Here is a 15341-nt window from a genome sequence, read left to right on the forward strand (position 1 = left end):
TCAGCCTCCAAGGGACAACAACGGTGGGAGCAGGATCAGCATGCCCAGTGACCAGGTCAGGTGGGAGGCGATCGGCCCGAGGACCCCGCCTGTGACCCTGCGTTGGGCGGCGGTGAGCAGGCCGAGGCAGACCGCGGCGAAGGTGAGCAGCGGGACCCCCGTGAACAGCGTGGACGCGGCATACAGGGCGGTGGAGCCGACGGCGTTGAACCGTCGGTCCAGCGACGCGTAGACGGCGCCCCGGAAGAACAACTCCTCGGCCACCCCGTTGACGGCCGTGACGAGCGCCACGAGCCACAGCGACCCGTAGCGGGCGTAGTCCAGCAGGTCCTCGACGGGGGCCGAGAGGACGGGGATCCGGTTGACGACGAGGGCGCCGGCGAGGAAGACGGCGAGCAGTATGAGCCCCAGCAGGAAGCCCTGCAGCGCGCCCCTGCTGCGGCCACCGTCGCGGGTGCGCCCCTCCCCGAGGTAGAGGGGGCCGGAGACGAACGCCCCGAGGATCCAGAGCGCCGCGACGCCGAGTGTCGCGGCGTAGAACTCGGGCGCGCCGGGTTCGATGGAGAGCGCCAGACCCAGGGCGACGGCGCCCAGGACAACCGTGACCCCCACCACGATCCGGCGACGGCGGCGCACGGCAGGCGTCTCCGTGCGGATCCGCTCGACGGGATTGACCAGGGCGGCGGTCAGGAAGGCGCGCGGTTCGTGCAGGAATCGGCGCACGGTCCCCTCCTTCTCCCGCCGGTGCCCACAGCCTAAACGTTACACAAAGTTTGAACAACTCGTTCGTGGCTGGTGGACAGCCCTCCCCCAGACTGGCACGGATCGACCCCCGCGTAGGGCGGGAACGCCGGATCTGATTGGATGACAGGCGTGTTCATCGGGGTCGGGACTGTCGTCAACGTCATCACCGTGGTGGTCGGCGCCCTCCTCGGGATAGCCCTGGGCAACCGGATCCCCGAGAAGACCAAGGACACCGTCACCTCCGTGCTCGGCCTGGTCACCCTGGTGCTCGGCGGACTGTCTGTGGTGGCCATGGGATCGGAGGCGCTGCGGCACGAGGTCGACGGCGCGGCGATGCTGATCGTGCTCGCGTCGCTGCTCGTCGGGGCTCTGCTGGGGTCCTGGCTGCGGGTCGAGGACCGCCTCGAGCAGGGCGCCGCCTGGCTGCGGGGGCGCTTCACCGCCTCCGGGGACGCGGCGCGGTTCGTCGACGCCATGGTCACCTCCACGCTCCTGTTCTGCGTGGGTCCCCTCGCCATCCTGGGCTCGCTGTCCGACGGGCTGGGTCGCGGCGCGGACCAGCTGCTCGTCAAGTCCGTGCTCGACGGCTTCGCGGCCATGGCGTTCGCCTCTACGCTGGGCTGGGGAGTGCTCGCCTCGGCCGGGGCGGTGGCGCTCATCCAGGGGTCGCTGACCGCCGTCGGCTACTTCGCCGGCGACGTGCTGAGCACCGCGCAGGTGGACGCGCTGACCGCCACCGGCGGCGTGGTGCTGCTCGCGCTCGGGCTCCGGCTGCTCAACCTCAAGCAGATCCCCGTCGGCGACCTGCTGCCCGCGCTGCTGCTGGCCCCGCCCCTGGTCTCGCTCACCGCCGCCCTGTTCTGAGCGGTTAGCATCGGGCCCATGTTCACGTTCGACGATCGCGGCCTGGGCGAGTCCCTGGCCGACTACCAGGAGACCTGGGACCGGCAGCGCGCCCTGCACGCCGCGGTCGCGGGCGGCGCCCCCGGCCAGGTCCTCTACGTCGAGCACTCCCCCGTCTACACCGCCGGCCGCCGCACCACCGCCGAGCAGCGCCCGCAGGACGGCACCCCGGTCATCGACGTGGATCGCGGCGGGCTCATCACCTATCACGGCCCCGGCCAGCTCGTCGGCTACCCGATCGTGCAGCTGCGGGAGGGCGTCGGCGTGGTGGACTACGTGCGCGCCCTGGAGGCGGCCGTCATCGAACTGCTCACCGGCTACGGGCTGACCAGCGGCCGGGTCGAGGGCCGCACCGGGGTGTGGCTGCCCGCCGACGGGGATCGGCCTGAGCGCAAGATCTGCGCCATCGGCGTGCGCGTGGCCAGGCGCACCACGATGCACGGCTTTGCGCTCAACGTGCTGAGCTCGGCCGAGCGTTTCAGCAACATCATCGCCTGCGGCATCGCCGACGCGGGGGTGACGTCGATCGCCGAGGAGCTGCCCGGCCAGTGGAGCGTCAAGGGCGTGGCCGACGATCTGCGCACCCCCCTGACACGGGCCCTGGATCCGATCCTCGGCTGATCACTCGACGGCGTGCGGAGGCGCGGCCGCCCGTCGCGACGACAGCACCACCGCCGCCAGCAGCAGCGCCGCGCCGACGAGCCCGGCGGCGCTGAGGCGCTCCCCCAGCACCAGGAACGCCAGCGCGGCCCCGGTGAGCGGCTCCAGCAGCGCCACCATCACCCCCGTCGTCGAGCTCTGAGTGCGAAGCCCGCGCAGGTAGGCGAGATAGGCGATGGCAGAGGGGATGAGGCCGAGAGCCACCACAAGTGCAACGCTCGCGGGCGTCGGAGCGAACCAGACGCCCTGGCCGGCGGCGGTGGCCACGCCGAGCACCACCAGTCCGCCGAGGAGGAACGCCAGCGCCGACCCGGTGGCGTCGTGGTAGTCCGGCACCGGACGGGCGCCCAGCAGGCTGATGACCGCGAACGCCACCCCGGCCAGCAGGGCCAGCCCCGCCCCCCAGAGCGCATCGGCCACCTGCACCCCCTGCGGCGGCGCACCCATGAACAGGGCCAGGCCGACGGCGGTGAAACCCAACGCCAGCGCCAGCGGCCGCGTGAGCCGCTGCCGGCCCGTCGCGAGGTCCACCACCAGCACCATCACGGGCGCCGAGCCGACGGTGACCAGCGTGGCGATGGACACGCCCAGCAACCCCACCGCGCTGAAGAAGCCGAACTGGTACACCGCCGAGCACGCGGCCATCGCCGCCACCCGCCTCCACCCGGAGCGACGGCGCGGCCACCGCACGCGGCCGGTCAGCGCCACCGCGAGCATGAGCAGCAGCCCGCCGACGAGGATCCGGTAGCCGGCGACGGCCAGGAATCCCAGCCCGGAGGTGCCGCGCAGGAGGGTGCCGAGCGTGCCGGAGGTGCCCCAGGCGACGCCGGCGACCACCAGGGCCGCGACACCGGCGGTCACCGGGCGGGTCGAAGTGGCGGGGCGCGTGAGCACCCGCTCAGGCTAGCGCCACGGCCGGGGCCCTCCCGGCGGCAGCGGGTAGGCTGTGCGGGTGACCGCAGTGCAGCCCGATGGACGTCGACTCCTCCGCGTGGAGTCGAGAAACGCCGAGACCCCGATTGAGCGCAAGCCGAGTTGGATCCGCACCACCGCGAAGATGGGCCCCAACTACACGGACCTGCAGAAGATCGTGCGCGACGGGGACCTCCACACCGTGTGCCAGGAGGCCGGCTGCCCCAACATCTACGAATGTTGGGAGGATCGCGAATCCACGTTCCTCATCGGCGGGGATCAGTGCACCCGCCGCTGCGACTTCTGCCAGATCGAGTCCGCCAAGCCCGAGAGCTACGACCCGTCGGAGCCCCTGCGGGTGGCCGCGTCGGTGAAGAAGATGGGCCTTCGCTACGCCACCGTCACCGGGGTGTGCCGCGACGACCTCCCCGACGAGGGGGCCTGGCTGTACGCGGAGACCATCCGCCAGATCCACGCGCTCAACCCCGGGGTCGGCGTCGAGATGCTGGCGCCGGACTTCTCCGGGCGCGCCGAGCTGCTCGGGCAGCTGTTCGACGCCCGCCCCGAGGTGTTCGCACACAACGTCGAGACGGTGCCGCGCATCTTCAAGCGCATCCGGCCCGGCTTCCGCTACGACCGCTCGCTCCGGGTGCTGACCATGTCGCGGGAGGCCGGCCTGGTCACCAAGTCCAACCTCATCCTGGGTATGGGAGAGACCCGCGAGGAGATCAGTCAGGCGCTTCAGGACCTGCACGACGCGGGCGCCGAACTGATCACCATCACCCAATATCTGCGCCCCAACGCCACGCTCCACCCGATCGACCGCTGGGTCACGCCGGAGGAGTTCGAGGACCTGGCGGAGGAGGCGCGCGGGATCGGATATTCTGGCGTGCTGTCTGGTCCTCTGGTCCGCTCCTCGTACAGGGCGGGCCGCCTGTACCGGACCGCGATGGACGCGCGCATCACAATCGGCTGAGACGGAGACACAGATGGCCAGCGAGAGAGCCAAGGCGCTAGCTGAAAAGCAGAAGGCCGAACTGAAGGCCGCCAAGGCGGCCAAGAAGAACTCCACAGACCCCAAGGACTGGGGCTGGTGGAAGCAGCTCCGCGAGACCTACAAGGTCACGGTCAAGTTCGACACGGTGCTGCCGTGGCTCATGCTCGTCGGGTTCCTGGTCCCGTTCGCGGCGCTGCTGATCCTGGGCTTCGTCCTCGACGCTCCCCTCATCTGGGGCCTCGTCGGAATCTCGGCGGGCGTACTCGGCGCGTTGTCGGTGTTCACGTGGCGGGCCCGCAAGGCCGTCTACCGTCGCTTCGAGGGCCAGGCCGGCTCCGCGGAAGTGGCGCTGCAGATGCTGCCCAAGCAGTGGATCTCCACCCCCGTCATCACCGCGACCCGGAGCCTCGACGCCGTGCACCGCACGCTCGGTCCCGGGGGGCTGGTGCTCATCGGCGAGGGCGAGCCCGGCAGGCTGAAGCCGCTGCTGGCCAGCGAGAAGAAGAAGCACGAGCAGGTGGCCTACGGCGTGGACGTCACCATCATCCAGATGGGCAAGGGCACGGGCCAGGTGCCGCTGGACAAGCTCGCCGATCAGATCAAGAAGCTGCCCAAGAAGCTGTCGCCCGCCAAGATCACCGAGGTCAACCAGCGCCTCCGCGCTCTGGACGCCATGCGCCCCAAGGCCCCCATCCCGAAGGGCCCCATCCAGACGAAGGGCGCCCGGTCCGCCATGCGCGGCCGCTGACGCGTGGCGAACCTGGTCAACCTCGAATCCGTCACCCACGGCTTCGGGACGCGCATCCTGCTGGACTCCGTCTCGCTCGGCGTCGGCGCCGGTGAGGTGATCGGCGTGGTGGGCCGCAACGGCGACGGCAAGACCACCCTGCTGCGCATCCTCACCGGAGACCTGGAGCCGGACTCCGGGCGTGTCACCGTCACCGGCAACGCCTCCATCGGTGTGCTGACCCAGGCCACCGTCGGGCAGGACTCGCAGACGCTGCGGGACTGGATCCTCGACGGGGAGCCGGATCACGTGTGGGCGGCGAACGCGGAGAAGCGCGCCGTCGTCGAGGCACTGCTGGCGGACATGGAGCTGGACCGCCGGCTGGACACATTGTCCGGCGGCGAGCGCCGTCGGGTGGGGCTGGTGGCCGTGCTGCTGGGCCACCACGACCTCATCGTGCTCGACGAGCCCACCAACCACCTCGACGTCGAGGCAATCGCGTTCCTCGCCACGCACCTGCAGGCCCGCACCAGGTCCGGGCTGTCCATGCTGGTGGTCAGCCACGACAGGTGGTTCCTGGACGCGGTCTGCACGCGCATCTGGGAGGTCCACGACGGCGTGGTCGACGGCTACGACGGCGGCTACGCGGCCTACGTGCTGGCGAGGGTTGAGCGGCAGCGGCAGTCGGCCGCCAACGAGTCGCGGCGCAAGAACCTCGCCCGCAAGGAGCTCGCCTGGCTGCGTCGCGGTGCCCCGGCCCGGACGTCGAAGCCCAAGTTCCGCATCGAGGCCGCCAACGTGCTCATCGCGGACGAGCCCGAGCCGCGCGACAAGCTTGCGCTGCAACAATTCGCCGTGACGCGCCTGGGCAAGGACGTGTTCGACCTCATCAACGTCACCTACGCCATCCCGGACCAGACACTGCTGGACAAGCTCACGTGGTCGATCGGGCCGGGAGACCGGATCGGGCTGGTGGGCGTCAACGGCGCGGGGAAGACCACGCTCCTGGATCTGCTCGCCGGGTTCCGGGAGCCGGACAGCGGCAAGGTCAAGCGCGGTAAGACGCTGCGGTTGGGCTTCCTGTCGCAGACGGTCGGTGAGCTGGACGACGCGGACCGGGTGCTCGATTCGGTCAAGCGCCTCAAGGAGGAGACGAAGCTCGCCACCGGGCGCGAGGCCACCGCGTCGTCGCTGCTGGAGGAGTTCGGGTTCACCGGGGACAAGCTGGTGGCACGGATCGGGGACCTCAGCGGTGGCGAGCGCCGCAGGCTGCAGTTCCTCCGTCTCCTTCTCACCGAGCCCAACGTGATGATCCTCGACGAGCCCACCAACGACCTGGACATCGACACCCTCACCATCATCGAGGACTACCTCGACAGTTGGCCCGGCACCCTGATCGTGGTCAGCCACGACCGCTACTTCCTCGAGCGGATCACCGACTACACCTACGCCCTGCTGGGCGACGGATCGTGCGCGCTGCTGCCGGGTGGGGTCGAGGAGTACCTGGAGCGTCGCGCGAGGGCCAAGGCCCCCGCCCCGACGGCCGGACAGGCTACGCCCGGGTCGCCGTCGGACGCTGCGGCGGAGCGCCAGAAGAAGAAGGACCTGGCCCGGATCGAGGGACAGTTGGAGAAGGCTGCGGCGTTGATCGAACGGCTGCACGCGGACATGGCCAAGGCCGGGACGGACTTCTCGCGGTTGGCGGCCCTGGACGCCGAACTGCGCGACGCGGAGGCCCGGCACGAGCGCCTCGAGGAAGCCTGGCTCGAGACGGCCGACTGACCCACCCGTCCGGCCCTGAAAAGCGTCGGGGGAGCCGCCTAGGGTGGCGGGCATGTATCGCACCCTCGCCGTCGCCGGATACCGGTCGCTGCGCGACGTCATCGTCCCCCTGGGGCGCGTCACCGTCGTCACCGGCGCCAACGGCTCCGGCAAGTCAAGCCTCTACCGCGCGCTCCGGCTGCTCGCCGGCTGTGCACTCGGGGACGCCGTCGGCTCGCTCGCCCGCGAAGGCGGCCTCAGCTCAGCGCTGTGGGCGGGCCCCGAATCGTTGGCGGGGGCGCGCCGGGGCCACGCCGTCGAGGGGACCAGGCGCGCAGGGCCGGTGTCGCTGCGGCTCGGCATCGGCTCCGATGCGCTGTCCTACCTCATCGACCTCGGGCTGCCCGTCCCCGGCCGGTCGGCCTTCGACCGCGACCCCGAGATCAAGCGCGAAGCCGCCTGGGCCGGGCCCATCATGCGGCCCGGCACCATGGTGGCCAAGCGCCTTCGGGCCGGGGTCATGATCCGCGACGACGGCCCGTGGATCGAGTTGCCCTTCCACCTCCCCGCCCACGCGTCGATGCTGGCGGACGTGCCCGAGTTGCGCCCACTCCGCGACGACCTCGCCGCCTGGCGCTTCTACGACGCTCTCCGCACCGACGCCGACGCCCCGGCCAGGCAGCCCCGCGTCGGCACCCGCACCTGGGCGCTGGCCTCCGACGGCTCGGACGTGGCCGCGGCGCTTCAGACCATCATCGAGCGGGGGAAGGAGCCCCTGCACGAGTCGGTCGAGGACGCGTTCCCCGGCAGCAGGGCGGGGATCGAGGTGCGCGACGGCGTGTTCGACCTCACCCTCCAGCAGCCCGGAATGCTGCGCCCCCTCCGGGGCGCCGAACTCTCCGACGGCACCCTGCGCTACCTGATGTGGCTCGCGGCGCTCCTGGCACCCAGCCGGCCGCCACTGATGGCCATCAACGAGCCGGAGAACAGCCTCCACCCCAGCCTGATCTCTCCCCTGGCCCGGCTGATCGCCCGCGCCGCCGTCGACGCGCAGCTCGTGGTGGTGACGCACTCCCGGCCGCTGTTGGAGCAGCTCACCGAGGCCGTCCCCGCTGAGCACCTCGAGGTGGTGGAGCTCGGCAAGGATCTCGGGGAGACGATGGTCGAAGGCCAGGGACTGCTCAGCCGTCCGACGTGGGAGTGGGGCCGACGGTGAACCCGCGGATCAGCGGCGGTTGACCACCACGGTGCCCAGCAGCAGGTCCGTGAGCGCCCGGCGCTCGGCCCCCACCACGATCGCAGGCACCACCATGCACTTCATCGCGGTCCGCGCCACCGGGCGCCACCACCCGAGCGGCTGCCCGTCCAGGCGCGTGATCCCGATCCGCGCGATCAGCTGCCCGAACGATCCGCCGGCCAGGGCGGTCAGCACGCTGGCCTCCACGAAGTAGACGGCCAGGATCAGGAACGACTCCCCCTGGTAGCCGGTCATCACATCCATCCCGAAGAGGCCGATCGCCACGATCATGCTCGCCGCCCAGTCCCCGATCATGGCCGCCACCCGCGCCCGCCACGACGCCAGCGACCCTGCGCCGGACTCCGGAAGCCCGAGGGTTGAGCCGGGGTACTCAGCGGGGGTCGTCGTCACGGGCGGCAGCCTAGCAGCGACCGCCGGGTCTGCCCTCGGCGAACGAGGTTGGTCCCCACCCGGTGGGCGTGGGAGGGTGAGCCCATGCCTTTGCTCGTCGTCCGCCTGTGGGTGGACCTCTGCCGCGTCCAGGTCGGCAGCTGTCGCTGAACGCGCAGCGCCAACCCGCCACACCCCCAGCAAAGGAATTCCCTTCATGTCAACAGCCACGTCTGAGCGCGCCCTCGAGGCGACGCCGCAGCCACGCAAACCCTTCTACACCAACCTCGGCTTCCAGATCGTCGTCGGCCTCATCGTCGGCCTGGTTCTCGGCCTGATCGCCGTGGCCATCGGCCCCGACGGCGAGGAACGCAACTGGCTGGCCACGCTCCTCTCCGAGGTGGGCAACGCCTACGTCAGCCTGCTCACGCTCCTGGTGGTCCCGCTCGTCGTGACCGCCGTCATCTCCTCCATCTCCCGACTCCGTGAGGTGGCCAACGCCGCACGGCTGGCCGTCCAGACGCTCGTCTGGTTCGCCATCACGGCTTTCGCCAGCGTGGTTGTCGGCATCGCGGTGGGGCTCCTCTCCGCGCCCTGGCTGACCGCCGGCGTCAACGGGGAGGCGGCCGCCGAGCCGAGCCGCGTGGGCTCATGGTCGGCGTTCCTCCTCGGGCTGATCCCCAACAACTTCCTCGGCCTCGGCGTCCGCATCTCCGGCGACCCCGAGGCGGGCTTCACCGCAGCCGCCAACTTCTCGGTCCTCCAGGTCCTCCTGATCTCCATCCTGTTCGGCGTCGCCGCGCTGAAGGTGGGCGACAAGGCCGCCCCGCTGGTCGGGTTCATGGAATCCGCCCTCTCGGTCATCCAGAAGGTCCTCTGGTGGATCATTCGGTTGGCGCCCATCGGCACCGCGGCGCTGATCGGCAAGGCTGTCGCCACCTACGGCTGGACCTCTCTCGCCTCGCTCGGCTCGTTCGTGGTGGCGCTCTACATCGGGCTCATCATCGTGTGGGCGGTGGTCTACCCCGCCATCCTCAAGGCTCACGGCCTGAGCGTGCGCCAGTTCTACCGCAACGTCTGGCCCGCGATCTCCCTGGGCTTCGTGACCCGTTCGTCGATGGGCACCATGCCGGTCACCGAGCAGGTGGTGGAGAGGAACCTGGGCGTCGCGCGCCAGTACGCGAGCTTCGCGGTGCCGCTGGGCGCAACCACCAAGATGGACGGCTGCGCCGCGGTCTTCCCTGCGCTGGCCTCGATCTTCGTGGCCCAGTTCTACGGCATCGACCTGGGCGTCACCCACTACCTGCTGATCGCGTTCGTCGCGGTGCTTGGGTCGTCGGCCACGGCCGGCACCACGGGCGCGACGGTGATGCTCACACTGACGCTGTCCACCCTGGGCCTGCCGCTGGCCGGGGTCGGCCTCCTGCTGGCAGTGGAGCCCATCGTCGACATGGGCCGAACGGCGCTCAACGTCACCGGCCAGGCGCTGGTGGCCGCAGTCGTCGGCAAGCGCGAGGGCATCCTCGATCAGGCGACCTACGACGCCGAACCCCAGTTCAGCGCCTGACCCGCACCTCGCGCCCCGTCCTCCACCCAGGGGCGGGGCGTCGGCGCGTCGTTCCGCCCCGGACGCCGCGGCCGCCGGCGCGGGAGTAGATTCCGGGCCATGGCACATCCCGCCGCGGAGGCCCGCGGCCTCGTCGTCCATCGCGCCAGGGACGAGATCCTGCACGGGCTGGACCTGACCCTTGCCCCCGGCTCGGTCACCGGCCTCTTCGGTCCCTCCGGCTGCGGGAAGACCACCTTGATGCGCGCCATGGTGGGCGTCCAGAAGATCACCTCCGGCACGCTGAACCTGTTGGGGCTGCCTGCCGGTGACCCGCAGCTGCGCCGTCGCGTCTCGTACACCAGCCAGTCGCTGAGCATCTACCGCGACATCTCCGTGCGCGCCAACGTCCTCCTCTTCGCCCGCCTCCACGGCGCCCCCGACGAGGCCGCCGACGACGCGATCGCCTACGTGGAGCTGTCACACCTGGCCGCCAGGCGCGTCGAGACCCTCTCCGGGGGCGAGGCCAGCCGCGCGTCCCTGGCCTGCGCCCTCGTCGGGAAGCCTGAGGTGCTGATCCTGGACGAGCCCACCGTCGGCCTCGACCCGCTGACCCGGGAATCGCTGTGGGAGCACTTCCGGATGCTCGCCTCCTCCGGGACAACCCTGCTGGTGTCCAGCCACGTCATGGACGAGGCCACCCGCTGCGACTCGGTCCTGCTCATGCGCGAGGGCCACTTCCTCGCCAGCGGGCACATGGACGAACTGATGGCCGCCAGCGGCGCCGCGACCCCCGAGGCCGCGTTCCTGGCCCTGGTCCGGCGCGAGGTCGCGGCGTGAACGGCCCGCGGCACGCCGCCCCGCGCAGCCGCGTGGCACCGTTGGCCACCGTCGCCCGGATCCTGGCCCAACTGCACGCGGACCCGCGCACCATCGGCCTGGTGATGGTGCTGCCCATCGTGTTCATCTCGCTGCTCTACTACGTGATGATCGATCTCCCCACCCCGCCCGGGGCGCCGACGGCGTTCGACACGATCGGGCCGACGATGCTGGCCGTGCTGCCGATGATGCTGATGTTCCTGGTCACCTCCATCGCCATGCTGCGCGAGCGCACCACCGGAACCCTGGAGCGGCTGCTCACGACGCCGCTGAGCCGCTGGAATCTGCTGGCCTCCTACGGGCTGGTGTTCGGCGTGCTCGGCGTGGCCCAGGCCTCGCTGCTGGCCACGTTCGTGCTGGGCGTGTTCGGCGTGGACATCGAGGGTCCCCTCTGGGTGCTGCTGGTGATCACCCTGCTCGACGCCCTCGTCGGGGTGTCCTTCGGGCTGCTGGCCAGCGCCTACGCCCGCACCGAGTTTCAGGCGGTGCAGTTCATGCCGATGTTCATCGGGCCCCAGATCTTCCTGTCCGGGCTCTTCGCCCCCGTCGATCTGATGCCCGACGCGCTGGCGGCGGTCGCGCGCGTCCTGCCCATGACGTGGGCCGCCGAGGCGGTCCTCGATGTGACCGGCAACGCCGAGGTGGCCTCCAGCACGTGGGTGGGCATCGCGCTGCTGGCCGCTCTGGTGATCGGGATGCTGGTGATCGCCGCGGCGTCGATGCCCCGCCAGACCCGCTGACGGCCCTCAGTTCCGGAAAAGCTGTAACAGCGCTGTTACTCATCGGCAACTGACGGACAAGTTTTTCCCCGTATGGTCTCATTCAAGACATCCCGACACGTGAGGAAAGATCCGCCCATGTTCCAAGGCGCAGACGACCTGCTGGCTTACGTCAAGGAAGAAGGCATCGAGACCATCGACGTCCGCTTCTGCGACATTCCCGGGGTCATGCAGCACTTCACCGTTCCTGCCGGCTCGTTCGGCCCTGAGGTGTTCGAGGAGGGACTCAACTTCGACGGCTCGTCCATCACGGGCTTCCAGAAGATCCACGAATCGGACATGTCGCTGCTGCCGGACCCCACCACCGCCTACGTGGATCCCTTCCGCAAGTCGAAGACCCTCAACGTCAACTTCTTCGTCCACGACCCGCTGACGAAGGAGCCCTACTCCCGCGACCCGCGCAACATCGCGCGGAAGGCGCAGGCGTACCTGGCCTCCACCGGCATCGGTGACACCGCCTTCTTCGCGCCCGAGGCCGAGTTCTACGTGTTCGACGACATCCGCTTCGAGACCACGGCCAACTCGTCGTACTACCACATCGACTCCGAGGCCGGCGCCTGGAACACCGGGCGCCTCGAGGACGGCGGCAACCGCGGCTACAAGGTCAAGTACAAGGGCGGCTACTTCCCCGTGGCGCCCGTCGACCACTTCGGCGACCTCCGCGACGACATCGTCCGCCACATGGAGGCCGCAGGCCTCGAGGTTGAGCGCGCGCACCACGAGGTGGGCACCGCCGGCCAGGCCGAGATCAACTGGCGCTTCGACACGCTGCTGAAGTCTGCCGACGACGTGATGAAGTTCAAGTACCTCGTCAAGAACACCGCGTGGGCCGCCGGCAAGACGGCCACGTTCATGCCGAAGCCCATCTTCGGCGACAACGGCTCCGGCATGCACTGCCACCAGTCCATCTGGAACGAGGGCGTGCCCCTGTTCTACGACGAGAACGGCTATGCCGGGCTCTCGGACATGGCCCGCTACTACATCGGCGGCCTCCTCAAGCACGCCCCCGCGCTGCTCGCCTTCACCAACCCGTCGGTGAACTCGTTCCACCGCCTGGTCCCCGGCTTCGAGGCCCCGGTCAACCTGGTCTACTCGCAGCGCAACCGCTCGGCCTGCATCCGCATCCCGATCACGGGCTCCAACCCGAAGGCCAAGCGCATCGAGTTCCGCTGCCCGGACCCGTCCTCGAACCCGTACCTGGCATTCGCCGCCATGCTGCTGGCCGGCATCGACGGCATCCAGAACCGGATCGAGCCGATGGCCCCGATCGACAAGGATCTCTACGAGCTGCCCCCCGACGAGCACGCCCAGGTTCCGACGGTGCCCGCCTCGCTCGGCGCGGTGCTGGACGCCCTCGAGGCTGATCACGAGTTCCTGCTCGCCGGTGACGTGTTCACCCCGGACCTGATCGAGACGTGGATCGAGCTCAAGCGAGCCGAGATCCAGGCCATCGCGATGCGCCCGCACCCGCACGAGTTCGAGCTGTACTACGCGCTCTGATCCGTAGCCCCTTGAGAGTGGCCCCCGTCCTGCACCGCAGGGTCGGGGGCCATTCTCGTTGCGGGGGCGGCCGCCCGCGACATCAACCGTTCGGCCGACCCCGCGACACTCCACTCCCCCGCCACGCCACCCTAGGCTGAGCGCGTGTCCAAGACCCGTCTCGCGCGCATCGCGATCCCCGTTGCCCTCATCCTGATCTGGCTCGTCGGCGCCGCTGTGGGCGGCCCCTACTTCGGCCGCATCGAGGAGGTGGCCACCAACGACCAGTCGACGTTCCTCCCCACCAGCGCCGAGGCCACGGTCGTCAGCGAGCGCTACCTGGACTTCGTGGACAGCTCCACCATCCCCGCCATCGTCCTGTTCACCTCCGACGAGGCCCTGACGCCAGAGACGCTCACCGAGCTGGGCGAGCGAGCCGCGGCGCTGGCCGACGTCGAGGGGGTGGAGGAGGTCTCCCCCCTCATCCCGTCCGAGGACGGCAAGGCCGCGCAGGTCTTCGCCGGCGTGGACTCCGACGGCGAGATCGCCGAGGTCGTCACGCTCCTCCGCGAGGACTTCGCCGAGGGGCTCCCCGACGGCGTCACCCCCTATGTCACCGGCCCGGCGGGGTTCACCGCGGACATCACCGAGGCCTTCAGCGGCATCGATGGGCTGCTGCTGGTCGTCGCCCTTGCCGTGGTGCTGGTGATCCTGCTGGTGGTCTACCGCTCGCTCATCCTGCCGTTCGCGGTGCTGCTCACGAGCATCTCCGCCCTCGCCGTCGCGCTGCTGGTCAACTGGTGGCTGGCCAAGGCGGGCATCGTCACCCTGACCGGACAGACGCAGGGCATCCTGTTCATCCTCGTCATCGGCGCGGCCACCGACTACTCGCTGCTCTACACCGCGCGCTACGCCGAGGAGCTGAAGCGGCGCGCGTCGAAGGCCGATGCCACCCGGGCCGCGCTCAAGGGGGTCATCGAGCCGGTGCTGGCCTCCGGCGGCACGGTCATCGCCGGCCTCATGTGCCTGCTGCTGAGCGATCTGGGCTCCAGCCGCTCGCTCGGCCCCGTCGCGGCCATCGGCATCGTGTTCGCGATGCTGGGTGCGCTCACGCTTCTGCCGAGCATGTTGTTCCTCATGGGCCGCGCGTCCTACTGGCCACGCCGCCCCCGCTTCGACCCCAACCGCGGCGACGACACCCAGATGACCACGGGCATCTACGCGAAGGCGGCAGGGCTGGTGTCGCGGCGTCCCCGGACCGTGTGGATCGCGTGCGCGATCGCGCTGGCAGCCGGCGCCGCGTTCGTGCCCACGCTCAAGGCCGACGGCGTCCCCCCGAGCGAGTTCGTGCTCGGAGCCTCCGAGGCCCGCGACGGCCAGGTTGCGCTCGCCGAGCACTTCCCCGCCGGCTCGGGCAGCCCCGCCCGCGTCCTGACCGACGAATCCCGGCTCCAGGAGGTGACCGACCTGCTTCTGGCCAACGACGGCGTGGACTCGGTCTCCGTGATCGCCGCCGACTCGCCCGCCGGCACCGCGCCAGTGACCGCCGACGGCATCCAGCCGCTGGGCCCGCCCGGAACCCCGGCCCCGGCACCGTCCGTCAGCGACGGTCAGGTCCTGCTGTTGGCCACCCTGACGGACGCGGCCGACAGCGACGCCGCGTCGGACACGGTTCGCGCCCTCCGGACGGACCTCGACGGCGCCGCCCAGATCGGCGGCGAGACGGCCACCAACGTCGACACCCGCGACACCTCCATCCGCGACCGCAACGTCATCATCCCTCTGGTGCTGGTGGTGATCCTGCTGATCCTCATCCTGCTGCTGCGCAGCATCCTGGCGCCGGTGGTGCTGATCCTCACCACGGTGCTGTCCTTCGGCACCGCGCTGGGCACCGCGGCGCTGGTGTTCAACCACGTCCTGGACCTGCCGGGTGCCGACCCGTCGGTGCCGCTGTACGGGTTCGTGTTCCTGGTGGCGCTGGGGATCGACTACAACATCTTCCTCATGACCAGGGTCCGCGAGGAGTCGATGATCCACGGTACCCGCGAAGGCATCAAGCGGGGCCTGGCCGTCACCGGTGGCGTGATCACCTCGGCGGGCCTTGTGCTGGCCGCCACCTTCGCCGCCCTCGCCGTCCTGCCCATCCTGTTCCTCATCCAGCTCGCGTTCATCGTCGCGTTCGGCGTCCTCATCGACACCTTCCTCGTCCGGACCCTGCTGGTGCCGGCGCTTGCCTATGACATCGGCCCCGCCGTCTGGTGGCCGGCGAAGCTGAAGGCGGACCAGGCGGCGCACGCCAAGCTCGACTGACCGCTGTCCGCGCAGAC

The 15341-nt window shown here is 70.4% G+C and carries 14 protein-coding genes; 11 read left to right on the forward strand and 3 right to left on the reverse strand.

The window, feature by feature from the left end:
* Nucleotides 1-723: a CPBP family intramembrane glutamic endopeptidase gene (locus tag ACZK39_RS02105; RefSeq protein ID WP_182800097.1), complete on the reverse strand. Its 723-nt coding sequence runs from the start codon at nucleotides 721-723 to the stop codon at nucleotides 1-3.
* A 141-nt stretch (nucleotides 724-864) separates the two neighbouring features.
* Here ACZK39_RS02105 and ACZK39_RS02110 point away from each other — a divergent pair, with 141 nt between their 5' ends.
* Nucleotides 865-1608, forward strand: coding sequence for a DUF554 domain-containing protein (locus ACZK39_RS02110; RefSeq protein ID WP_182782445.1), 744 nt, complete (start codon nucleotides 865-867; stop codon nucleotides 1606-1608).
* 18 nt (nucleotides 1609-1626) lie between these two features.
* A complete protein-coding gene (gene lipB / locus ACZK39_RS02115) occupies nucleotides 1627-2268 on the forward strand; it encodes a lipoyl(octanoyl) transferase LipB (RefSeq protein ID WP_463612384.1) in 642 nt (213 codons plus the stop codon).
* On the opposite strand, the gene ACZK39_RS02120 is transcribed toward lipB, so the two are convergent.
* Nucleotides 2269-3201: a DMT family transporter gene (locus ACZK39_RS02120; protein ID WP_463612385.1), complete on the reverse strand. Its 933-nt coding sequence runs from the start codon at nucleotides 3199-3201 to the stop codon at nucleotides 2269-2271. It lies immediately after the preceding gene.
* 58 nt (nucleotides 3202-3259) lie between these two features.
* Between ACZK39_RS02120 and ACZK39_RS02125 the strand changes: the two genes are divergently transcribed.
* The 4 genes from ACZK39_RS02125 to ACZK39_RS02140 are packed head-to-tail and all read left to right on the forward strand — an operon-like array spanning nucleotide 3260 to nucleotide 7920.
* Nucleotides 3260-4195: a lipoyl synthase gene (locus ACZK39_RS02125; RefSeq protein ID WP_182782442.1), complete on the forward strand. Its 936-nt coding sequence runs from the start codon at nucleotides 3260-3262 to the stop codon at nucleotides 4193-4195.
* 13 nt (nucleotides 4196-4208) lie between these two features.
* On the forward strand, nucleotides 4209-4964 hold the full coding sequence (locus ACZK39_RS02130) for a DUF4191 domain-containing protein (RefSeq protein ID WP_463612386.1): 756 nt from the start codon (nucleotides 4209-4211) through the stop codon (nucleotides 4962-4964).
* Between the two features lie 3 nt (nucleotides 4965-4967).
* Nucleotides 4968-6725 (forward strand): ABC-F family ATP-binding cassette domain-containing protein, encoded by a 1758-nt coding sequence (locus ACZK39_RS02135; protein WP_463612387.1) that lies wholly within the window; start codon nucleotides 4968-4970, stop codon nucleotides 6723-6725.
* A gap of 52 nt (nucleotides 6726-6777) precedes the next feature.
* A complete protein-coding gene (locus ACZK39_RS02140; protein WP_463612388.1) occupies nucleotides 6778-7920 on the forward strand; it encodes an AAA family ATPase in 1143 nt (380 codons plus the stop codon).
* A 9-nt stretch (nucleotides 7921-7929) separates the two neighbouring features.
* Here ACZK39_RS02140 and ACZK39_RS02145 read toward each other — a convergent pair whose 3' ends face one another.
* Nucleotides 7930-8352, reverse strand: a complete 423-nt coding sequence (locus ACZK39_RS02145) for an RDD family protein (protein WP_182782438.1) — start codon at nucleotides 8350-8352, stop codon at nucleotides 7930-7932.
* Nucleotides 8353-8548: 196 nt separating this feature from the next.
* On the opposite strand from ACZK39_RS02145, the gene ACZK39_RS02150 reads away from it, so the two are divergent.
* From ACZK39_RS02150 to ACZK39_RS02170, 5 genes are all read left to right on the forward strand, one after another.
* Nucleotides 8549-9898 (forward strand): dicarboxylate/amino acid:cation symporter, encoded by a 1350-nt coding sequence (locus ACZK39_RS02150; protein WP_182800103.1) that lies wholly within the window; start codon nucleotides 8549-8551, stop codon nucleotides 9896-9898.
* A 99-nt stretch (nucleotides 9899-9997) separates the two neighbouring features.
* Nucleotides 9998-10717: an ABC transporter ATP-binding protein gene (locus ACZK39_RS02155; protein ID WP_463612389.1), complete on the forward strand. Its 720-nt coding sequence runs from the start codon at nucleotides 9998-10000 to the stop codon at nucleotides 10715-10717.
* On the forward strand, nucleotides 10714-11496 hold the full coding sequence (locus tag ACZK39_RS02160; RefSeq protein ID WP_370586115.1) for an ABC transporter permease: 783 nt from the start codon (nucleotides 10714-10716) through the stop codon (nucleotides 11494-11496). The genes ACZK39_RS02155 and ACZK39_RS02160 overlap by 4 nt, the downstream gene beginning before the upstream one ends.
* A 117-nt stretch (nucleotides 11497-11613) precedes the next feature.
* Nucleotides 11614-13035 carry a type I glutamate--ammonia ligase gene (gene glnA / locus ACZK39_RS02165; protein WP_182782435.1) on the forward strand — a complete coding sequence of 474 codons (1422 nt, stop codon included), beginning with the start codon at nucleotides 11614-11616 and terminating at the stop codon, nucleotides 13033-13035.
* A 144-nt stretch (nucleotides 13036-13179) separates the two neighbouring features.
* Nucleotides 13180-15324 (forward strand): MMPL family transporter, encoded by a 2145-nt coding sequence (locus ACZK39_RS02170; protein ID WP_463612390.1) that lies wholly within the window; start codon nucleotides 13180-13182, stop codon nucleotides 15322-15324.
* Nucleotides 15325-15341: the final 17 nt, after the last annotated feature.

Source organism: Tessaracoccus luoxuelianae, from assembly GCF_055326245.1.

What these genes read in the sequence shown, in the direction of transcription:
- glnA (WP_182782435.1), top strand. Translation starts at nt 11,614, where the DNA reads ATGTTCCAAGGCGCAGACGACCTGCTGGCTTACGTCAAGGAAGAAGGC.
- ACZK39_RS02110 (WP_182782445.1), top strand. Translation starts at nt 865, where the DNA reads ATGACAGGCGTGTTCATCGGGGTCGGGACTGTCGTCAACGTCATCACC.
- lipB (WP_463612384.1), top strand. Translation starts at nt 1,627, where the DNA reads ATGTTCACGTTCGACGATCGCGGCCTGGGCGAGTCCCTGGCCGACTAC.
- ACZK39_RS02140 (WP_463612388.1), top strand. Translation starts at nt 6,778, where the DNA reads ATGTATCGCACCCTCGCCGTCGCCGGATACCGGTCGCTGCGCGACGTC.
- ACZK39_RS02155 (WP_463612389.1), top strand. Translation starts at nt 9,998, where the DNA reads ATGGCACATCCCGCCGCGGAGGCCCGCGGCCTCGTCGTCCATCGCGCC.
- ACZK39_RS02150 (WP_182800103.1), top strand. Translation starts at nt 8,549, where the DNA reads ATGTCAACAGCCACGTCTGAGCGCGCCCTCGAGGCGACGCCGCAGCCA.
- ACZK39_RS02130 (WP_463612386.1), top strand. Translation starts at nt 4,209, where the DNA reads ATGGCCAGCGAGAGAGCCAAGGCGCTAGCTGAAAAGCAGAAGGCCGAA.